Raw genomic sequence first — 21702 nt, forward strand, 5'->3', positions numbered from 1 at the left:
ATTTTTGTATTTAAAATTTATCAAAATAATTAATAACTCAAATGGCTAAAAAAAAAGCTTTTGCATTGCGAATAAATGAAGATATGCTTAAAGCTATAGAAAAATGGGCTGCGGATGAATTCCGCAGCACAAATGGCCAAATTGAGTGGATGCTAAACGAAAGTTTAAAAAAAGCCAAACGTAGTCCTAAAAATAAAAATTCGGAAGAAAACAATTAACCCTCTAGGCTTTCTTTCTTCATTTACTGCTAAGCTTCTCCTATTTTATTCTTAAACAATTTCTTCTTAATAGTCTTAAATAACTTAACCATTAAAAGCGCCACAAAGCCAACCAGCAAACCAACAATAAAATCTTTTACATAGGATGGTAATATTTCTAAAAAATGATGAAAGAACTCAATATTATGAACAAATATACCGCCCGCTACCAACATTAGGGCTACAGTACCAATTACAGACAAGCTTTTAATAACTATAGGAAGTGCTCTGATTAAAAAATTACCAATAAACTTTGAAACACTCTTTTCTTTACTACTTAAACTAACAAGCTTGTATCCTAAATCATCCATTCTAACAATAAGAGCAACGATGCCATAAACGCCAACTGTTGCTATTATAGCTACAATACTTACAACTAATACTTGAAATAAAATAGGTTTTCCAAGAACAGTTCCCAATGCAATAATGACGATCTCAACTGATAAAATAAAATCAGTAAAGATTGCTGATTTTATTTTCTTCTTTTCGAGAGTTAATTGGTCTTCCTTTGATATGTTTGAATTATCAACAGTCTCTTTAGCATGTTTATGGGGCACAAAAAATTCATATATTTTTTCTGCACCCTCAAAAGCCAAATAAACACCTCCTAATACTAATGATAAAGTAACAGCCCAAGGTGCAAAAGCACTCAATAAAAAGGCTATTGGCAAAATAATTAACTTGTTAAGTGCAGATCCTTTAGTAATTGCCCACAAAACAGGCAACTCTCTGGAAGAAACAAATCCTGTAGCTTTTTCAGCATTCACCGCTAAATCATCGCCTAAGATACCAGCTGTCTTTTTTGTGGTAATCTTACTCATTACCACAACGTCATCCATTAAAGCTGCTATGTCATCTAGTAGTGCAAAAAATCCTGATGCCATTCTTAATTATTTGGAAGTTAAATTGTCTACAAGCGACATGATTATATAAAGTAAAATAATAACCGGTATTGCAGCAAACTGCAATACAATTAGTAATACGATACAAAGTATTATAAAAATGTATCGTGTTGCATTTGTTTTAAAGCTCCAATCTTTAAATTTTAAGGCAAATAGTTTAATATTAGCGTTTAATATGTAGCAACTTAAAAACGTTAGCCCAATTAAAAACCATTTGTTAAGAATAATAGCATTAATCAAATCATTATTCTGAAACTCCATTATTAATGGTAATGATACTATTAACAAAGTGTTTGCAGGCGTTGGTAAGCCCTTAAAATAACTTTGTTGTTCGGTATCCAAATTAAAATTTGCCAAACGATATGCAGAAGCCAATGTTACTAATAACCCTAAAAGCGGAAGTATTGGTAAATTAAAATCCAACCAATCCGTATTCGAAGACCAATCATTATTTATCTTATCTGAAGTGTTTACAGTTAACGATAGCAACTTATACATTATAAGCCCTGGAACTAAACCACTAGTTATCATATCTGCAAGTGAATCCAACTGCAAACCCAATTCACTTTGAACATTTAGTTTTCTGGCTACAAAACCATCAAAAAAATCAAAAAATATTCCTAGAAAAACAAATAAAGAGGCAGCAATAAAATTATTATCAATCACAAAAATAACCGCAATACTTCCGCACAATAAGTTTAAAAGCGTTAATACGTTAGGAACATGTTGTTTCATATGTAGATTCTTATTGCTATTAATATTTAGGAATTCTTTCGGTAAAAATAACAAACAATTATTGTGTAAAACAAGAATTAAACAATATCTATTATAATTTCAAGTTTAATAGATTGACAAATTAAGCTAATTTAACTATGAAATAACATACAGAATAGTTACTGCTTTCCATTTTCACACACTATAATTAATTAACATACGATATGTTATGGAAATTAATGAGCGGATAAATAAAACGAAAAATGAGCAAGTTTAAATCTGATATTTTATGATTAAATGGGTATTATGTGCATCTTTGTAAAAAAATTGCGATTGAAAAATTACATAACTGCATTGTTTTGTACACTATCTGTATCAATATTTAGTCAAACTGTTAGAAAATATTCTAATGAGTTTATGAACATTGGTGTGGATGCTGCTGCTTTGGGTATGAGCAGTGCTGTGACATCTCATTCTGCAGACGTTAATTCTGGTTATTGGAATCCTGCTGGTTTATTAAAAATTGAAGACAATCAATTAGCTTTAATGCACTCTAGTTATTTTGCAAATATTGCTAATTATGACTATGTTGCTTACGCCATGCCTATAGATAAACAAAGTGCTGTGGGTATCTCTTTAATTCGTTTTGCTGTTGATGATATTTTAAATACGACTCAACTTATTGATGAACAGGGAAATATTAATTATGATAGAATTAGTTTATTTTCTACAGCAGACTATGGATTAACATTTTCGTATGCAAGGCATCTTCCTGTACAAGGTTTAAAATATGGTGTAAATGCCAAAGTAATACGGCGAGTTATTGGTGATTTTGCTTCTTCTTGGGGTTTCGGTTTAGATTTTGGGGTACAGTTTGAATCTAATAACAACTGGAAATTTGGTGTGATGGCTCGTGATATTACCACTACTTTTAATGCTTGGGCTATTGATGAAGATGAATTTGCTAAGATCCAAAATGCAGTAGCTGGTCAAAATCAAGAATTACCCGAAACTACCGAAATTACCATTCCAAAGTTACAGATAGGTATTTCAAAGCTAATCGATTTTAACTATGATTACACATTACTAACAGCATTAAATTTAAATGTTCGTTTTGAAGAAAATAATGACATTATTTCATCATCTTTTGCCAGTGTAAATCCCGCGCTTGGTTTCGAATTTGGATATATAGACATGGTTTATTTGCGTGCTGGTATGGGAAATTTTCAAAACGAATTACAAATTGATAATTCTGAACAATTAAGCTTTCAACCTAGTTTTGGTGTAGGCTTTAAATACAATGGTGTTCAAATAGATTATGCTTTTACCGATATTGGAGACCAAAGTGTTGCTTTATATTCAAATGTATTTTCTTTAAAACTCGATTTCAGTATCTTTAGATAATTTTTTGTTGTAAATGTATAAAACATTATCCTTTTTATTTCTTTTTTTATTTGTTACAATTGGTACAGCTCAAAAAAACAAATTATCTCCCGAAGCAAATATTAGTGTATTAACTGTTGGTCCTGGATCTTCCCTAAATGACTCTTTTGGACATAGTGCCTTCAGAATTCATGACCGGTTACATGGTATTGATTTAGTTTATGGTTATGGCGAATACGATTTTGGTGCACCAAATTTTTACTTAAAATTTGCCCAAGGAAAACTCAATTATTTAATAAGTAAAGACAAATTTCAGCGATTTTATCAAGTTTATAAATTCTATAATAGAACTGTAAAAGAACAGGTTTTAAACCTTTCTCAAGAAGAAAAACAAAAGCTTTACGACTTTCTAATAAATAATTACAAACCGGAAAACAGAAGGTATTTATATGATTTCTTTTTTGACAATTGTGCTACAAGAATTAAGGATGTTGCTAATATTAGTTTAAATAATACTATTGTTTTCAATGCTCCTAAAGATTATAAAGAAGCTACCTTTAGAACTTTAATTCAAAATAACCTTAATAAAAATTCTTGGGGAAGTTTAGGTATAGATATTTGCTTAGGTTCTGTAATAGACAAAAAGGCTACAGCAGAAGAACATATGTTCTTACCTGAGAACATTTACAAGTTTTTTGATTCTGCATTAATAAAAAATAGTGATATACCCTTAGTAAAAGAAAGTCGCGTTTTATATTCTAAAAAAGAAACTCCAAAACCAAATACTTTTTTTACAAGTCCACTATTTATTTTAGGTATTTTGGGTGGATTCATTCTTTTTATAACTTATAAAGATTACAAAAAAAAGAAACAAAGTATATGGTTAGATGTTACACTTTTTAGCATCACAGGAATTATAGGTATTTTATTGTTGTTGCTTTGGTTTGCAACCGATCATAAAGGTACGCATCAAAATTATAATTTGCTTTGGGCTTGCGTTCTTAATATTTTAGTTATTCAACAATTAGTTAAGAAAAAAGTAAACGGTTGGTTTATTAAATATTTGAAGTTTTTAGTAATTCTATTATGCCTATTAACTCTACATTGGAGTCTTGGTGTACAAGTATTCGCTATTGGCTTAATTCCTTTACTAATAGCCTTATTTATTAGGTATATTTATTTAATTTCTTACTACAATAACGGATAGTTATTTATCTCAAAATTTATTTTTGTATCTATATGTAAGATAAGTAAAAGACTGAATACTGCTACTGCAAACTGATGACTGAATGACTACTGTCCTCTAAAGAAAATCATGGTGCTTATCGTTTTTACCAAAATATTTACATCAAGGAAAAAGCTTTTGTGCTTGATATAATATAAATCGTATTGTAATTTTAGTAAACTATCATCAACCGAAGATCCGTATCTGGTTTTAACCTGCGCCCAACCTGTAAGACCTGGTTTAATAATATGCCGCGTTTCGTAAAAAGGTAATAATTGTGATAATTCTTTAACGAAAAATGGACGTTCTGGTCTGGGACCAATTATACTCATATCACCCTTTAATATGTTAAAAAATTGAGGAATCTCGTCTAATCTAGAATGCCTTAAAAACTTACCGAAAAATGTAATTCTTACATCTCCTTTTTGAGCCCAAACTGCTCCAGCTTTTTCGGCATTTTTAATCATGGTTCTATACTTCAAAATCTTAAAAGGTTTACCGTTTTTTCCAATCCTATCTTGGGTATAAAAAAGTGGACCTCGATTGGCTATAACGTTCCCTATTAAAATAAATGGTAAAAACATGACGCCTATTAAGATCCCAATTATGGAAATAATAATATCAAAAAATCTACGAAAAAACAGGTACAATTTATTTTGATTACTTCTACTAAATGGAAAATACTTATAAAAATCTTTTCCTACAAATTGTACTGGTATGCGTTGTGCTAAATCTTCATATACTTGTGTATATTCTTTTATTGAAAACCCTTCTTCTAAAAGCGAAATGAGTGAGTAATAAATCTCTGAAGTAATAGATTCGGAATTATAACTTGCTACTACAATTTCTGTTATGTTTTCATCTTTAATTACTTGACGTATCTGATTTGGTTTATACTCTGCAACAGCATTAAATTTAATCGACTCTAAACTGTTCAAATCACAATTAATAAAGCCCACGATTTTATAATTAGGATCTGAATTATTAAAAGCTTCGACAATAGTTTCAATATTAGAAGTTTCTCCAATAATTAACACTTTTTTATAAAACCTAGGTGAAATAATAAACGATACATACGCAAACCTCCACAAAAATAGCGCTACAAATATTGCAAAATAAAAATAGAGTATTTGTAAACGATTATCTGGTAATACAGGCGTGAAAAACGGGGTTAAGAAGTAAAATAAGACTGTAATTGAAACCGTAACAACTATACTGGCAAAAATTTTCTCAATTTTGCTGGATTTTTGTAAATCGTAAAGTTCAAAAATAGTTCCAAATATTGATATATATAAAATAAGGATAAGAGTCCATGTCCAATTTTCTTTTGTTATAGCAAAATAATCAAAATCAAATGTATTACTGACAAAATATAGCACGATCAATATTGAAACAATATCGAAAATGCGCAGTAAAACTTTACGTTCTGAAATATTAAAATGAATACTGCGGTTAGACATTTTTACGAATAAAATGAAAGATGATAAAGATAACTATATTCATATTAAGCGAAAATTTATTTTAACACTTTATTCCATTGGTTTTTAACAATATTCCAATCTAACTGTTCTGCCTTTTTTCTGGCATTTATAGCTATTACATTTGATTCTTTTGGTGAATTTAATAATTCTTGAATCGCTTTAATAAATACTTTTTCTGAATTTGGTTTTACCAAAATACCTGTAAGTTTATCTTCTATTAGAAAAGGCATACCTCCCACATTTGTAGATATAACAGGTAATCCTAAAGCCATTGCTTCAATAACACTAACAGGCATATTATCAAAATTAGTAGTATTAATAAAAATATTATAATCCTTAGATAGCTCTATCCATTCTTTTTTTGAAAGTTTTCCTGTAATATTTACTTCTACTTTTAGCTCCTTTGCATAATCTATAGCTTCTTGCATAGTTCCATCGCTATCCGGACCAACCATACAAAGTTCTGCATCTATATTAATATCATTTAAACCTTTTAAAATCTTAATCGCTAATAAAGGATTATATATTTTTGAAAATGAACGTACCCATAACAGTTTAACTTTATCAAAAGTTCTTTCTTTAAATATATAGTTACTAAGCTCTATTGAGTTTGGGATGCAAACGATATTACTATACCCTAAATCTTCAAAATTTGATTTTATATATTCCGACGGGGCTACATTTTTATAGGCATAATTAAATATTGCTTTTGATAATTTGGGTGATTTCTTTAGTCGAACTGGTAAATTACCTCCATGTAGAATAGGAATATATGGTAGTTTAAGAAATCTACATAATTGACTTACAAAAAATGCATAATAAAAATTTAATGTGCTGTAAGTGTCAATTAAAACAAAGTCTATATTTTTCCTATATGTAAAGCATGTCCAAAGCATATGTAGTAACCTAAGAACAATGTTCCTTTTTCTAGATGCCGAAAACACTTTATACCCTTCTCTTATAAATAAAAGCCCTAATATGTCTACAGAAGACTTATTGCCTATATTATTGAACTGGTTCCCTATGTAAAGTAAACTTTTCAATTACTCGGTTAGATGTGTTTTATTTCGAAATCGCTCAATTCTTTTCTTAGTTTTAAGGTTGTAATTAACATGCAATAAACTTAACCCATAAATAAACGCTGGAGCAGCAATTCGCATAGACGAATGATTTATTGTTAAAAACCAAAATATATAGCATGAATAGAAGAAAATGTTCGACTTATTTTTAAATCGCAATGATAAAGGTGTCATTAATAAAATCAAAAATGCAACCAAACCGATTAAGCCGTGTTCCGATAAAATACGACTTATTTCATTATGAGATGCTGCTTCAACTCCCTCTTTTTGTTTTCTTAACTCTTTAATTTTACCTACACCTACACCTAATATTGGATTATTAAAAAACTCAGCTAATTCAAAAAAAACTAAATCAGTTCTACCAGTAGAAATATCAGCTTTTTCACGTCCTAATGCGTCTTCATTAGCATATCTTCTCTCTATAAGCCCATTAGTTTGAAGTGAAGAGTATAACCAAATACACATACCAATCCCAGCAAATGTAAATACTAGTTTAGTAATCCTAACTTTACTTTTAATATTAACCTTTTTAAAATAAAAATAAACAAAGACTATTATCATAAATAAAGCTGTTATAACTCCTCCTCTACTAAAAGTTACAACTGCTCTGTAACTTAATACACCTAATAACAACCCATTAATTATTTTAAGAAATAAAGAGGGGGAAAGCATGAAAAAACGAATACTAAAAACAAACATTCCTAACCCCAATACAGTAGATACTTGATTTGGCCCAAAACCTCCTGAAGCAGCATAGTTAGAACCTGTACCTGTAATAATTTCTCTTAGGTCTGGAGTAAATAAAAACAAATAAGTTGTAGCTGCTATTAAAGGTAGTCCTATTGATAAAAATATTCTATGGAAATCTTGATAAGCTACTTTTCGTTTATAACAAAACATAGCAACTATTCCTAAACAGACTGGTCCACTTAAATTAAAAGTAATGGCTGTCCTTATGGTTGTTTGCTCCGTAATATTAAATCCGGCAATTAATATTCCAGGAATAAGCAGAAAAATATAAAGGATATAAGGTATTGGCTGTTTACCAAACCCAATTGTTACAAATCCAATTATACTAAATAAAATCACTAAATATTTAGACGTTTCGTATAAAAAGTTACCTCCAGTCATTCTAAGGAAAACCTCTGCACCAACTACATAACCACAAGCAATCAATACTTGTAAAGCTTTTTCTTGTTGTCTTGCTTTTAATATAGTATTAGTAAAATAAACGAAAATAGCAAGTAAATATACTTTTGAGAATACAGGAGATAAATAAATAGCCAATCCAATTAAGACGTGTAAACCAATTATTTTTATATAATTAAAGCTTTTCAATTTAAACTAATATAGGTTTTGTAAACTTTTAAAATATTGTGTAATTGAGATTTTTCTGAATAATTATTTTGAATATGCTTCTTATATCGAGAAGCGTGCATATTTCTCAACTCTTTTTGCTCAATATACGAAGATATGGCTTTAGACAAATCTTTTACCGCTGAAGCATCAACTAATAATCCATTATAATTATTTGTTATAACAGTTTTGCACTCACCAACATTTGTTGCTATAACCGCTAAATTAGACAAGCCATATTCTAACAACGCCAAAGGTAAACCTTCAGATTTTGAAGACAACACTCCAATATTGCATTGACTTAGAATATTAAAAACGTCTGGTTTACTATCATATAAAAAAACACTACTTGTAATATCAAGTTCTTTTATTTTATTCTCGACGAATTGATAATAATCATCATTAAAATTTTTGCCTACGCAATGTAATGACCATCCTGGATGTAATTTAATAACTTCTTTAAAAGCCCTTAGTAATGTAATATGATCTTTTTGAGATCTAAAGTTTGCTAAGCATACTATACGTTTATTGGGCGTTCCTTTTAAAATTGTAACAGCTTTAATAGTGTTTATAGTTGCAAAATTTGGTAAATAAGAAATACTTTTAGTTTTTAAATTTTGTTTTGCCCAAACTTCTAATACTTTATTAACACTGAATATATGCACGAAATATTTCGAGCAAAATCGTAATACTCCATATTTTCTGTCCTGTAGAAATTCAGTATTTCCATAATGGTCGTGCCATACTATTAAAAGTTTTTGATTTAGTAATTTTACAATCGTTGCTAAAAAAAAAGATGAAGAATGTGCATGAATGACATCTATTTTATGTTTCCTAACAAAAGTATATAAACGTTTTATGGCTTTAACATCTATAGTTTTCGTTTTATTTAAAAATAGATATTGAACTTTTATACATATATCTTCTTTTAAAAGACCTTCTTTTCTTGTAGCACACAAAAAAGAGGTCTCTATTTCGTTAGATAAGGCATTCGCTAAATTTACAGCAACACGTTCCGCTCCTCCCGATTCTAAAGTATCTATAAGTTGTAATACTCTCATTTAGGGCTTTAATAATTTAATAATTTCATCTTCAAAAGTATCCAAAGTATAGTTTTGAGACCAAGTTGACGCTCTATTAGATATTAATTGTAATTCCTCTTTATCCTCTAATTGACTTTTAATAGTGTTGACAGCAATGTTTAAATCTGATTCAATTAAAATACCTCTTTCTCCATAATCTAACATAAATGGTACACAAGAAATAGATGTTACTATAGGAATAGTACCAAAAAACATAGCTTCAGCGACTGCTTTAGGCCAGCCTTCAGATTTTGAAGGCAATATTAAAAAATGTGCTCTTTTTAGGGCTTCTTTAACAACTCTTTTTTCTTTATTCCCATAAAGTCTAACAACTTCTTTCAATTTATTAATATCTATATAATTCTGCAATGCTTCTTTTAAAATACCTTCACCGTATAAATTCAAAGATACTTTTCTGCCTTGCTTATGCAAAGATTCTATAATTTTAATAGCCTGCATCGGTCTTTTTCCTTCTACAAGACTACCAATGAAAAGAAATTCTAAACTTTTGGAATAATCACGAATTTTAGGAACCTCTATTTCGCTTTTACTATAAGTCGCTGTAAAAAACGATTTTATATTTTGTGTTTTATTTTGCCAATCTCCGTAGACTAAAGCTGTCATGTTTTTAGTAAAAAAAGTATTGGTAAGCATCCATTTTTGAAACCTATAGCTTAAAGGTTGTTTGGCTCTAGAATCCCAATTACCAGCATATTTAGCCGTTTTTATTTTATTTGGGAAGAAAATTTGAACTAAACATCCAAGTAATCCTATATTTCCTGGGCAACGTAAATGTATATGATCTGCTTTACGGCAAGCTTGAAAAATAGTCATGAAAATAAAAGGTATTCTAATAAGGGAAATAAATGCCTTTTTTATACTAGTAAACTGGATGGATGGAATCTTTTTAAAACTAAAATTAGAATGTTTATAATCTAAGTCAATAGCATTTTTATTTTCTAAAACGATAGGTGCTACAATTTGTACTTCATCAACATGTTTTAACCATAGGTTCATTTCACGTACATAGGGTCCATAAGCAGAAATAATTTTACCATCTAATTTATGTTGAACATGAGTGATAATTAAAAATTTCATTTTTTAATATCTAAATATTTACACCAACTATGCCTAAGATTCTATTCATATAATTTTTAGGATGTAAATAGTTACTACTCCATTTAAAATTATTTTCCCCCATTTCTAAGTACTTTTTATCTTTCAAAAGACAAGCTATTTTTTCTGGGAGTTCTTCATACGAAGAACGTGATGATAGCCTTTCATAGTTAACATGCTCTTTAAAATTCTCAATACAAATATTCAACGGTGTTGAAACTACGGCTCTTCCATACAACAAATATTCACCTATTTTCCAACCTGGTGTATTTTTCAAACCATCATCAGCAACACCTATATTATACCTAGATAATTCTTTAAGATACTTTTTTTTATCTGATTTACCTGGAGAAAGTAATAAATCTGGCGCCATTTTACTCGATAGCTCATCACTATAAAGACCTACTGAGGCATTTTTAAACTCTTTCTTTATAATTCTACAAGCATTTATTCTAAACTCATTTTGCACCGCCCTTCTCTCCTTCTCTTCTTCATCTGGGTTATTATCTGGATTCCATAACCTAGTATAGTACAATATATTACCTCCATAATCCGAAACATTTTTTGGATATCTTCTAATATCTAATATACCGTGTCCAGAATTAGTAAATAATCCTAATATATCTAAAGCTCTAACGACTTCTGTTTTATTAAACTTATGAAACAATAAATCCTTATTAAGTTTAAATAAAAGAAGATAACTTTTATAAGCCATAGGAACATTGAAGTTTAAAGGATATACATTATTAGTCCTATCTGTTTCAAGTAAAGAGCGTTTAAAATAAAAATCGTAGTTGCTTGGCAATCCAATAAACTTAGTATCATCTGAGTAATCAAACAAAATTGATTTGTTACTTATCGTTAACAAAGCTGTATTATGGCTCACCTTTGAGTTACGCACAATATTTAAATCTAGTTTATTGGCTTTGGAATAATAAAAACAAGAATAAACCAAGTGTGTTAAATGATGCGTCCATATCGATAACTCCAATTTCATATAATTTACTTTTAAATAAAGTCCCTTTTTTTATATTTAGATTTTTGTCAATTCTATTTTAAATAGAAAACTAAATTTTCATCTTTTTTAGTCATACGGAAATTAAACTTCGAAATTGCACTAAAAAAAGATTTAGAAGCGCCTTCTCGCAAACCATCATGTAACTCGATGATCAAAACCTTTGTCCTTTGCATCCAATACTCGTAATCCTCTTCAAATAACTCTTTTTCCGATCCTTCAATATCAATTTTAAGAATATCAATTTGCTTAATATCATAATCGTCCATAATATTCTTGATAGATATTGCTGGAATAGTATCTTCATTTTTATAATCTACTTCTTCAACCGTGAAATCCCAATTAGCAGAGTTACTTTTAATTTTAAGATTTGTAGATTTATTCCAAATACCGCTATTAATACAAAAAACATTATTATAATTTTTAGTGTTTTTTTCTAACAATTCAAAATTTGATTGCTCTGGTTCTATGGCTATTATCTTGGCATCGGGAAATTTATTTTTAAAAAAAACAGATGATAAACCGATATTAGCCCCACAATCTATAATTATTTTGGGGTCGATGTAATAATTTAAATTATAACTTTTAGCAAGAAAAACTTGATAGAACACCCCAATATCACTTGTATTGTTTCTTAATAAAACAGGAGAATTATGTTTAGGTAAAGTAATATTGAAAAATTTTAAAGATTTAATATTTCTTTTAAATAAAAGCATCATTCCTTGAACTCCTAAAGCTTTATAATGGGTAATTATTTTAAATGGAAGATTCAATATTTTTAACATTATACTCTGTTTTATAAACCGGATAACACTTGATTACTCAAAATGTTTACAATTCATGAATAGTTTAATTAAGCTTTAATATTAGGTTTGCTAAATATAAGAGAAAACCATCCAATTATACGACCTAGGCTTTCACTTAATGCTGATTTTTTCTGATTTGTATTAACAATATTACTTAATCGAACAACTGTTAACAAAAAAGCAGTCGCATGCCATTTAATTCTTGCTTTAAATACTGGATTTGGATATTTTACTCTCCAAATATACCAACCATTTCTAATCACCATTTTTCCATATTTAAATTTATTTGGCCGTCCTGAATCATCATGATAATGGTATAATTGCGCTGAAGTATTTACATATAGCTTACCAATTTTGGCAAGACGCAAACTAAAATCAGCATCTTCATAAAGTCCATAACCTTCAAAGTATGTTGAAAAGGATAGATTACTAAATACTTCTTTTTTATAACTAGAAACGCCTCCCATGATCTGTTCAACTTGATAAATTTCTCTTGAAGGTGGTAAAAATCCAATTGACCTTCCATGAGAAAAAGTTGGTAAAAAACCTGGAGCTGCATCAGGTTGTAAACCAAATTTATATCTTAATTTAAAACGGGAAGGTTCGTTACGCATCCATCCATCATAATAAAATTTATTAGGATTTATTGTTTCTGATGCTTTTTCCCAAACTACTTCATTAATAATATACCCGCCAACTGCTAAAGCATCTGTGCATAGGCTATAGGTTTTTATTAAATTTTCAAAGTAATCTGGTGTTAAGATAATATCATCATCTAAAAAACATATAATTTCTGACTCATCTGAAACTAAATTAATGCCATAATTACGCTGCTTGGTTAATCCTCTATTCTTTTCATCAACTTTATGGTACTTTAAATTTTCAAACTTATTGATCTCTAATGCTTGTTTTGTTTTATCATTTAAAGAACCATCGATAATTAATATTTCATTGGGATATAAAGTTTGTTCCTTTATCGAAAATAACAATTTCAATAGAGGTTCATCTCGCATGTAAGTACATATAATTAATGTAAACTTCATTTCTCCATTTCTTTTAATTTATTAGCCCAAATCTCACTTACACGCCATTGTTTTTTATACCTAGAGAGGTACTTAATGGGGTTTTTAATATTTTGACTTTTATAAAATTGTAAAAACAAAGTTGTTTTATAACCTAACAATTGCCATTTGGTAGTATTTTCCAGCTTGTTCAACATAACTGTAGGCGATGGCTTTGGTTGTAAAACATCATTATTCCATGGATAATTAATCTTTGATCTGAACCCTCCAATAGGTGCTTTTATGTGAATTATTTCTGGTTCTGGTAAATATATAACGTCTGTACCTTTATTTCTTAGTTGCATACCAAAATCTATGTCTTCTCCAAAACCAAATTCATATTTCATATCAAATAACATATCCTTTAAGCAACTTCTTTTCACAAAACTACACCCAGATCCAAAAGCGATCCACTGCATCGTTTTATCAAGTTTTTTAATATCATTTTCTCTCAAACAACTTAAAGTAACCGCTTGGAACCGCAACCGATTCATAGTTTTTAAAGTGGTCTCAATAAAGCTTGGTTTTACTCTAATATCATCATCTGCAAAAAACACATAATCTGAACTTACATGCTCCAATGCTAAGTTTCTTGCATTACAAGCTCCAGTTTGATGAATAAATTTGTGGATTATTTTAAATGCCCACGTTTTATTGGAAATAAAACCTAAATCAGATTTACTATTTGTGTCTCCGTTTTGTTCTACAATAATAACTTGATTTGGTATTTGTGATTGATTTGATAAATCCGTTAAAAAATTATAAACATGTTCTTTTCTGCCTAGTGTTGGAATAATTATATCTACTGTAGAATTAACACTAATTAGCTCTTCTTTGATCAGTTCTAAATCAAAATTTAAAGAAGGGTTTATTTTTTTAATAAAAATGGTTCTTAAAAATGGTAACAAAGGGATTCTCCGTTCATTTATAATAAAATTAATCAATAACAAAAAACTCCAAACACCTTTATAATGAAATTTAACAAATTTGAATAATTGATATATTGAAGCCTTTTCTTCGTTATTTGAACTAATATCGTTGATAAGTCTTGGCTCAGAATAACAAAATAATCCTTTAGATATCCCTATCTTGGCTATTGAATTTAAAACAAAATCAAAAGACTCATTTAGGTTTATTTGTTTTTTAAATTTCAAAAGTTGAGATGCATGAATAGCTCCAATCTGGCTACTCATAAACCATGTTGGATATTTAACTTTCTTACCTACTTTTAAAAAAGGAGCGCCATCAACATAGCCTATTTGTTTAGGCAGATATTGATTTTGACTATAAGACAGCATCATATTTTTAAGATAAAAAGACTCTTTTAATCCTTCAATATTAAAAGATGACTCTAATGAGTCCTGACACCAAACTAACAAACGCTCTTTATATTTATTTGCCATATAAAATAAAGCATCTATTGGTTTCTTCATAGTATTATCAATCAATCGATTATTCTCTAAATCAATGACTCTTATAACGGCTCCATTTTTATGTATTAATAAAATCATTTACTCAAAATAGATTTATAATACTTAATATTAATATCTGCATTTTTATCTATGTCGAAAAGTGTTTCTACTTTCTTTCTTGCGGCTTTACCTATTTGATTGCACAAGTTTTCATCACTTAACAATTCAAGCAATCTTTTAGCATATATTTCTGTCTTAGAAGGGTGTACTAGATAACCGTTAATACCATCATCAATAAGTTCTTGTGCCCACCCAATACTTGTGTTAACTACTGGTTTTTGCATCGCCATAGATTCTATCGTTACCATACCTAAAGTTTCTGCGAAAGATGGGTAAGTACAAACGTGTGCTTTTTTTATTTGTTCTTTAACTTCAGAATAAGGAATTTTTCCTAAATAATGAACCTGTTTCTTTGCTTCTTCAGAAAAAATTTGGGCCATTAGTTTATAAGTAGATTTTTCTCCTGTTTTAATATCTGAAGCATCATTTCCTATAAGAATTAATTTTGTTTTTGGGTTTTGCTTAACTACTTTATTAAATATCTCTGCTAATTCTAAAACTCCTTTTTTTCTTATGATAGTGCCTATATATAATATAGTGTCTCTCTCGTAACCTTTAAGGGCATTATTTTCGAAATTTTCTAATTGTAAACCATAATGAATGGTTTTAATTTTATTCTCATCTAAACTAAATATTTTTTTAGTTTCTATACCAGCATAAGTAGTTGGAGCAATAAAAGCTGACGCTCTCTTTAAAGCTATCTTTTCAAACATAAAGTTCTTAAACTTTTGTTTTCTATTTTCTAATCTACAAAAATAGGCATCACTCCCATGAAACCGAATAACCAAAAGTGCTTTTAAATTCATAAAAGCTGTTATCCCAGTCCAATCTGGAGCTTCTAAAATATCTATCCCTTTTTTTACTACTATTTTATTTACATAATTTTGAATATACTTTCTGTAATAATACCAGGTAAACAATTTATAAGTTTTTTTCTTAATAAGGTGAATCTCTACACCTTCATCATCAATGATTTTATTTTCATTTTGGTGATATACAAATACTGTAACTTCAATATCTTTTTTCACCAAAGCAATTGCCAAGTTTTTTATACTGGTGGCAATCCCTGCTGCATGTTTTACTTTAGGATGTGGATATTCTGATGTTATAAATCCTATTTTCATTTTATCTAATTAGTTACGCTTATCAAAAATCATATTATTTATATAATCAGCTACTTTATTGGAAAATATATTTGCTCCTTCTAAATTTAAATGCGATTTATCATAAAACTTAGTTTTATCGTAAGTTAAGGTGTCTTTAAAAAAGTTAATATATCTAATTTTATTTTTTAATGCTATTTCAGATAAAACACTATCTACATAATCACTTCGTTTTTTTCTATAATTATTGGCTTTATAATATTTAGGTGATCTTATAAAACAAACTTGAATTTTATTCTTTTTACAAAATAAAATGATGCCGTTTAATTCTTCTATGCCTTTTTTATAAATATTTTGGAAGTCCATTTTATCTTTATTTAGCAAACGTTTACTAAATATGGCCCAATTATTTTCATCCCATAATTTATCATGTGGTTTGAAGCCTTTATAAATATGACCACAATCGTTAGTGTTTCCTATAGCCTTTAGCTTATTAAAAACTTGCATCTCATACCCTCTGTATTTATACATTGGTATTAGCTTTTCATAATAATAATCTTCATCAACATATTTCGCTACATTTTGGTATTCTTTCTTACTAGTGTAAGGTAAGTATTGAAACTTCTCAAATAAACTATTTGAGGTTCCTAAAATATTATTGTCTACATCTATTATTAATAATTTCGGCAGTTTATTATTATTATTAATGTAAGATTGCCATCTAATTTTTAAAATATTTAGAGGCGTGCCACTTACTCCTAAATTATAAGTTGAATGTTTTGTTAAATCCTCAATAATCCCGGGGTTATAATGCGCCTCTGCTTTTGAATTCCCAATAATAACAATTTCTGAATTTATCTTACCGTTAAAGATTTTGTGCCAAACATTATCACAAATGGCATCATTATCCAAAGCTATATCCAAAGTAAATTGAATTGAATATAATATTAAATACAGTAATAAAAAGGTTTTAAATATTTTAACAAGAAACTTTCTCAAAATTGAAAATAAATAAAAGAATTAGCCATATTATTTAAGGATAAAATTATCCCCAATACTGTAATTAAATAAAAAAATGGTTTTATTATTTTGTCTTTTATTAAATGATTAGTATCAATAAACACATGTGATTTATTTCTATAAAACCAATCTATAGCAACAAAAAAAGTAAGATAAAAAAGTAAAACTTTTATACTTTGGTTACTTAATTGCAAATAGCTTAGATTAAAAAAATTTGCTTTTTTAAAAATACGACTAATATATTCAAAAGCTATAGATATATTTTCAGATCTAAAAAATATCCAAGCAAAAATAGTAAGTGCAAATGTTATTGTCATACTTAAGAAAGTATTTATAGTTTCAATAAAATTGTTTGTTGAAACCATAGTTTCATTTAAACCAGAAGATTTCAAAATAAATGAGGGTAAATAATAAACGGCATTTAAAACTCCCCAAAAAATAAATGTCCAATTAGCACCATGCCAAAATCCACTAACAATAAAAACAATAAATATATTTCTAACGACTATAATTGATTTTCTTTTTGATCCTCCTAATGGGAAATACAAATAATCTCTAAACCAATTAGATAAAGATATATGCCAACGCCTCCAAAATTCAGGAATACTTTTAGAAAAATAGGGGGTTTTAAAATTTGTCATTAAATCAACGCCAAAAATTTTAGCAATTCCAATAGCCATATCTGAATAACCTGAGAAATCTCCATATATCTGAAATGCAAAAAGTACAGCACCAATAATTAGTACACTTCCTGAATAATTTGAATAATTGGCAAAAATATCGTTAACAAAAGGAGCACAAGAATCTGCTATAACGATCTTTTTAAATAAACCCCATAATATTTGTTGAACACCTTGCTTTCCTTTTCTGTAATCAAAAACACGTAGCTTATAGAACTGTGGTAATAATTTTGAAGCTTTTTCAATTGGCCCAGCTACCAATTGCGGAAAAAAGCTAACAAAAACAGAGAAAGCAATAAAATCTTTGGTTGGCTCTAGTTTCTTTTTATAAACATCTATAGTATAGCTTAGCGTTTGAAACGTATAAAAACTGATTCCTACTGGCAATATAATTTCTAATGAGCTTACTTGTATTTCATTTCCAAAAAATGAGAATACTGTCACAAAATTATCTATAAAAAAGTTATAATACTTGAAAAATCCTAGTAACCCTAAATTGACTAATACACTTGTTATCAATAAAACTTTTCGTCTTTTTAAATGATTTTCTTTTGAAAGGCCTAATCCAATCGAAAAATCTACAATCGTACTAAAAATTATTAAAAACAAAAACCGATAATCCCACCATCCATAGAATACATAGCTAGCTACTAATAACAAAATGTTTTGATATTTGTAACTCTTTGTTGCAACAAACCAATATAATATAAAAACTATAGGCAAAAAAATTGCAAAATCGATGGAGTTAAAAAGCATTTAAAATTTCAGTAGTTATATATTTACAATCCTAATTAAAAAAGGTTATCTATGGCTTTCCATATATTTTCTGAAGCTTTGGTTGGTGTTTTTCCAGCCACAATTTTATACCACTCTAAACACTCGTCTACATTTGACAATTGACCATCTATAATTTTCTTTACTAATCCTTTTAAATCTTTCTTATCTGAACAGAAGACAGCAGCTTTATTACTCGGCATAGATCTAAAATGTACATATTTATAATTTTGTCCTATATCTCGAATTCCTTTTTTAAGTTGTGGCTGTTCATAATTATAGTATATACAAGGTTTGTTGTGTGCTACAAAATCAAATACTGTTGATGAGCATACATTAGTTACAAATTCACTATGCTCACAAACATTATACAACATTTTAAAGTCTTTTTTAGTGGGTAATACATGATTCCATTGGCTACCTACCTGACTCCAAATAGGGTCTAAAACTTCTATAATATCTTTATTTTCTTCAATAATAGCATCATATCTAGGAGTAAAATCTACAGGACATTTTCTATAAATAATACCTAAATTTTCTCCTTTGGTATTTAAATCCCTAACTGCATTAGCTAAATCTTCTAAATAATATTGATCTAATGGTGACGTCGTTTCATCATCACCAGAATAGCAGATATACTTTTTATTTATATCTAAATCGTATTCTTTAAAAAACGCTTCTCTTGTTTGTAATAATGATTTATCATAATGAGGTTCAAATTGAGGTGTTCCTGTTACAATAACTTGTTCCTCTTTAACAAATGGATAATATTGTAATACTTGTGATTTCATAAGATCACTCCAAACAAAATAATAATCGGTTTCTACCACTTGCATTGCTTTTGGGACATTATCCCAGGAATATACAAAGGCAACTGTAGGAATTCCTAAATCTTTAGCAGCTAGTAAAGCACTAATAGATTGTGTTGCACGCTGTGTTGTACAAAACACTAAATCTGGCTTATGATCTTCTAATTGCGCTTTACAATAACTATATTTTGATGTAGAACGCTCTAACTTATTTATCTTTTGTCTTAGTTTAACAACACCCTTTTCTGAAGAATACAAACCAACCAACCACTTTACATATAGGCTTTTAAAGCTGTTTTTAAGTCCTTTAAAATTAAAAGGAAACTTGTATGTTAGATAAACATTATCATTAAATTTATCTCTGGACACATTTAATTCAGCTCGCTTTCTTGCTCTAGAATAAATTGATAATAAAGAATGACTGGAATGATCTTCAATCTTAACTTCATTAAATCCTAAGTTTTCTTTAAGTGAAAATATAGTATTATTCCAATATGTGATATCAAACCCTTTTTGTTCTCCAATACTTTTAAAATCTGTAAAAGCAAAATTTCTTAAACCAACACCATCTGGAAAAAAAACAAAAACTTTTTTTTTCATTTATAAATCAATTTTTAAATGGACACACTGCCATTAATTTAGTACACAATACATCAATCACTCCATTTTCGGGAAGTGATTTCCTATTATTAAAAAGATTCTGTAATTCTACCATGCCCATTTTTTCGTCTTTTATATAAGATTCATAAGCAGGGATTTTAACAGATTCAAAATAGTCCTGGTATTTTATATCGTCTCCAAAAATAGCTCCAGAAAACTTTTGCCATACAGCTGGAATCCCATATGCATGTGCTACAATAATTCCATGTAATGAGGATGACACTATTTTTTCACACTTTAAAAACTGATCTGTAGTTTCCTCTATATTATTTGTCATCAAGTCTATTAATAGAATGGAATCTTCATTTTTATATAAGCTTTTCATTTTCTTGTAATCACTATAGTGAGGAATAATTCCTATACTATACTCCTTCTTTATTTTAGGATTATAATGTCTTGATAATAATAAAGCTGGGTCTCCATATATTTCAGGCACATCATAACCTTGAGATATTAAATGTGCTCTAGTCTGTGGGCCTCTAACTGCTAAAAACTTAGCCTTTTTAATAGGGTATTCTTTAGAAACAATACCACTTCCCCATACAATACATTTATGATTAACATTTGTTAAAATACTACCTATAGTTACATAAATTGGGCTAAATAGGTCAAATATGGAAAATCGAGAAGGCTTACTCCAAACTACTTTTTTATTAGATATTTTTTCGACAAGGTATTTACCAAGAAGATCTCCATAATTTTCTTTAGACTTCCCTTGTAGTTTAATTTCATTCCACCAAAATAATCTAATCCTATTTGATGAGAACATTGTTATACTTTTTGGTTTTTTAGTTTATCGCGTTGCACCTGCTCTATAGGCAATATATCTTGATGTTTAAATTGTAAAGCTTTATAAACAGCATTTACATCTCTAGATAGTTTTCGTAATCCCATTGGTTCTAAAGAAGCTGCATGATCTGTACCTTTCCAGGTACGATCTATAGTATAATGTCTTTCTATAATATTTGCCCCTAAAGTATAGGCTGCAACATCGACTGCTATTCCTAAATGATGCCCAGAAAACCCAACATGTTTTATATCAGTTCCATATTTCTCTTTTAGTAAATTAATATCTAAAAGACATACATCTTCAAACGGAACTGGATACCCCGAAGTACAGTTATAAAGGACTAAATCTTTACTTCTATTATACTTTTTAAAGAAGCCTACTAAATCCTCAATTTCATCTTTAGTAGTCATACCTGTTGAAATATGTAATTCCCCTTTGTAGTTTTCACATAACCATTCTAACATTGCAAGATTATTATTACATGCAGAAGGGATTTTAATAAATTCAGGATTTAAAGATGCAATCTCCTTTGCTGATGTTAAATCCCAAACTGACGTAGAATAGGTTATACCGATATCTTCACAAAATAATTTTAATTCTCGATGTTGATTAACATCAAATTCTAAAAACTCTCTATGTGCTCCATAGGTTTCCCCATAAGAATTCACTGGATTTGGATGTGGTTGATTGTATTGTTCTTCTGTTAATAATTCTTTATTGTTTCGCTTTTGAAATTTTACGGCATCTACATTGCAAAATATCTTAGCAACTTTAATAAGTTCTTTTGCAATCTCCATATCTCCTTTATGATTGCATCCAATTTCGGCTATTATATAGGGTTTTTTATATTTATTCAT

At 28.8% G+C, this 21702-nt stretch carries 20 protein-coding genes; 3 read left to right on the plus strand and 17 right to left on the minus strand.

Going from position 1 to position 21702, the window contains the following annotated elements:
• Positions 1-41: 41 nt before the first annotated feature.
• Positions 42-218 (plus strand): Arc family DNA-binding protein, encoded by a 177-nt coding sequence (locus tag Q4Q34_RS01000; RefSeq protein WP_303317403.1) that lies wholly within the window; start codon positions 42-44, stop codon positions 216-218.
• A 29-nt stretch (positions 219-247) separates the two neighbouring features.
• On the opposite strand, the gene Q4Q34_RS01005 is transcribed toward Q4Q34_RS01000, so the two are convergent.
• A complete protein-coding gene (locus tag Q4Q34_RS01005) occupies positions 248-1141 on the minus strand; it encodes a DUF808 domain-containing protein (RefSeq protein WP_303317402.1) in 894 nt (297 codons plus the stop codon).
• Positions 1142-1147: 6 nt separating this feature from the next.
• Positions 1148-1894, minus strand: coding sequence for a CDP-alcohol phosphatidyltransferase family protein (locus Q4Q34_RS01010; protein ID WP_303317401.1), 747 nt, complete (start codon positions 1892-1894; stop codon positions 1148-1150).
• Positions 1895-2206: 312 nt separating this feature from the next.
• Here Q4Q34_RS01010 and Q4Q34_RS01015 point away from each other — a divergent pair, with 312 nt between their 5' ends.
• A complete protein-coding gene (locus Q4Q34_RS01015) occupies positions 2207-3277 on the plus strand; it encodes a putative type IX sorting system protein PorV2 (RefSeq protein WP_303317400.1) in 1071 nt (356 codons plus the stop codon).
• A 13-nt stretch (positions 3278-3290) separates the two neighbouring features.
• Entirely contained in the window at positions 3291-4463 is a 1173-nt protein-coding gene (locus Q4Q34_RS01020; protein WP_303317399.1) for a lipoprotein N-acyltransferase Lnb domain-containing protein, read from the plus strand.
• 86 nt (positions 4464-4549) lie between these two features.
• Here the strand turns inward: Q4Q34_RS01020 and Q4Q34_RS01025 are convergent, their stop codons facing one another.
• From Q4Q34_RS01025 to Q4Q34_RS01095, 15 genes are all read right to left on the minus strand, one after another.
• Positions 4550-5941, minus strand: a complete 1392-nt coding sequence (locus Q4Q34_RS01025; protein WP_303317398.1) for a sugar transferase — start codon at positions 5939-5941, stop codon at positions 4550-4552.
• A 56-nt stretch (positions 5942-5997) separates the two neighbouring features.
• The gene (locus tag Q4Q34_RS01030; protein ID WP_303317397.1) at positions 5998-7005 is read right to left on the minus strand and encodes a glycosyltransferase family 4 protein; all 1008 of its coding nucleotides are present in this window, start codon (positions 7003-7005) and stop codon (positions 5998-6000) included.
• Positions 7006-8379, minus strand: a complete 1374-nt coding sequence (locus Q4Q34_RS01035; protein WP_303317396.1) for an O-antigen ligase family protein — start codon at positions 8377-8379, stop codon at positions 7006-7008. It lies immediately after the preceding gene.
• The gene (locus Q4Q34_RS01040) at positions 8376-9458 is read right to left on the minus strand and encodes a glycosyltransferase (RefSeq protein WP_303317395.1); all 1083 of its coding nucleotides are present in this window, start codon (positions 9456-9458) and stop codon (positions 8376-8378) included. Before Q4Q34_RS01040 ends, Q4Q34_RS01035 begins: the two co-directional genes overlap by 4 nt.
• The gene (locus tag Q4Q34_RS01045) at positions 9459-10577 is read right to left on the minus strand and encodes a glycosyltransferase family 4 protein (RefSeq protein WP_303317394.1); all 1119 of its coding nucleotides are present in this window, start codon (positions 10575-10577) and stop codon (positions 9459-9461) included.
• Between the two features lie 10 nt (positions 10578-10587).
• The gene (locus Q4Q34_RS01050) at positions 10588-11592 is read right to left on the minus strand and encodes a hypothetical protein (RefSeq protein WP_303317393.1); all 1005 of its coding nucleotides are present in this window, start codon (positions 11590-11592) and stop codon (positions 10588-10590) included.
• Between the two features lie 53 nt (positions 11593-11645).
• Positions 11646-12395, minus strand: coding sequence for an FkbM family methyltransferase (locus tag Q4Q34_RS01055; RefSeq protein ID WP_303317392.1), 750 nt, complete (start codon positions 12393-12395; stop codon positions 11646-11648).
• 68 nt (positions 12396-12463) lie between these two features.
• Positions 12464-13459, minus strand: a complete 996-nt coding sequence (locus tag Q4Q34_RS01060; RefSeq protein WP_303317391.1) for a glycosyltransferase family 2 protein — start codon at positions 13457-13459, stop codon at positions 12464-12466.
• Positions 13456-14988, minus strand: coding sequence for a glycosyltransferase family 2 protein (locus tag Q4Q34_RS01065; protein WP_303317390.1), 1533 nt, complete (start codon positions 14986-14988; stop codon positions 13456-13458). The genes Q4Q34_RS01060 and Q4Q34_RS01065 overlap by 4 nt, the downstream gene beginning before the upstream one ends.
• Positions 14985-16133 (minus strand): glycosyltransferase family 4 protein, encoded by a 1149-nt coding sequence (locus Q4Q34_RS01070; protein ID WP_303317389.1) that lies wholly within the window; start codon positions 16131-16133, stop codon positions 14985-14987. Before Q4Q34_RS01070 ends, Q4Q34_RS01065 begins: the two co-directional genes overlap by 4 nt.
• Before the next feature lie 9 nt (positions 16134-16142).
• Positions 16143-17111: a hypothetical protein gene (locus Q4Q34_RS01075; protein ID WP_330444566.1), complete on the minus strand. Its 969-nt coding sequence runs from the start codon at positions 17109-17111 to the stop codon at positions 16143-16145.
• Positions 17108-18472, minus strand: coding sequence for an MBOAT family O-acyltransferase (locus Q4Q34_RS01080; protein ID WP_330444567.1), 1365 nt, complete (start codon positions 18470-18472; stop codon positions 17108-17110). Before Q4Q34_RS01080 ends, Q4Q34_RS01075 begins: the two co-directional genes overlap by 4 nt.
• 131 nt (positions 18473-18603) lie before the next feature.
• Positions 18604-19995 (minus strand): glycosyltransferase family 28 protein, encoded by a 1392-nt coding sequence (locus Q4Q34_RS01085; protein WP_303317386.1) that lies wholly within the window; start codon positions 19993-19995, stop codon positions 18604-18606.
• A gap of 7 nt (positions 19996-20002) precedes the next feature.
• Positions 20003-20824, minus strand: a complete 822-nt coding sequence (locus tag Q4Q34_RS01090) for a polysaccharide pyruvyl transferase family protein (protein WP_303317385.1) — start codon at positions 20822-20824, stop codon at positions 20003-20005.
• Between the two features lie 2 nt (positions 20825-20826).
• Positions 20827-21702, minus strand: coding sequence for an N-acetylneuraminate synthase family protein (locus Q4Q34_RS01095; RefSeq protein ID WP_303317384.1), 876 nt, complete (start codon positions 21700-21702; stop codon positions 20827-20829).

Source organism: Flavivirga abyssicola (assembly GCF_030540775.2).
GTDB classification, from domain to species: domain Bacteria; phylum Bacteroidota; class Bacteroidia; order Flavobacteriales; family Flavobacteriaceae; genus Flavivirga; species Flavivirga abyssicola.

Bases quoted from the DNA above. Each gene is read 5' to 3' on its own strand.
- Q4Q34_RS01020 (WP_303317399.1), top strand. From the start codon at position 3,291: ATGTATAAAACATTATCCTTTTTATTTCTTTTTTTATTTGTTACAATT.
- Q4Q34_RS01065 (WP_303317390.1), bottom strand. From the start codon at position 14,988: ATGATTTTATTAATACATAAAAATGGAGCCGTTATAAGAGTCATTGAT.
- Q4Q34_RS01050 (WP_303317393.1), bottom strand. From the start codon at position 11,592: ATGAAATTGGAGTTATCGATATGGACGCATCATTTAACACACTTGGTT.
- Q4Q34_RS01090 (WP_303317385.1), bottom strand. From the start codon at position 20,824: ATGTTCTCATCAAATAGGATTAGATTATTTTGGTGGAATGAAATTAAA.
- Q4Q34_RS01055 (WP_303317392.1), bottom strand. From the start codon at position 12,395: ATGTTAAAAATATTGAATCTTCCATTTAAAATAATTACCCATTATAAA.
- Q4Q34_RS01095 (WP_303317384.1), bottom strand. From the start codon at position 21,702: ATGAATAAATATAAAAAACCCTATATAATAGCCGAAATTGGATGCAAT.
- Q4Q34_RS01045 (WP_303317394.1), bottom strand. From the start codon at position 10,577: ATGAAATTTTTAATTATCACTCATGTTCAACATAAATTAGATGGTAAA.
- Q4Q34_RS01070 (WP_303317389.1), bottom strand. From the start codon at position 16,133: ATGAAAATAGGATTTATAACATCAGAATATCCACATCCTAAAGTAAAA.
- Q4Q34_RS01010 (WP_303317401.1), bottom strand. From the start codon at position 1,894: ATGAAACAACATGTTCCTAACGTATTAACGCTTTTAAACTTATTGTGC.
- Q4Q34_RS01025 (WP_303317398.1), bottom strand. From the start codon at position 5,941: ATGTCTAACCGCAGTATTCATTTTAATATTTCAGAACGTAAAGTTTTA.
- Q4Q34_RS01040 (WP_303317395.1), bottom strand. From the start codon at position 9,458: ATGAGAGTATTACAACTTATAGATACTTTAGAATCGGGAGGAGCGGAA.
- Q4Q34_RS01000 (WP_303317403.1), top strand. From the start codon at position 42: ATGGCTAAAAAAAAAGCTTTTGCATTGCGAATAAATGAAGATATGCTT.
- Q4Q34_RS01005 (WP_303317402.1), bottom strand. From the start codon at position 1,141: ATGGCATCAGGATTTTTTGCACTACTAGATGACATAGCAGCTTTAATG.
- Q4Q34_RS01060 (WP_303317391.1), bottom strand. From the start codon at position 13,459: ATGAAGTTTACATTAATTATATGTACTTACATGCGAGATGAACCTCTA.
- Q4Q34_RS01085 (WP_303317386.1), bottom strand. From the start codon at position 19,995: ATGAAAAAAAAAGTTTTTGTTTTTTTTCCAGATGGTGTTGGTTTAAGA.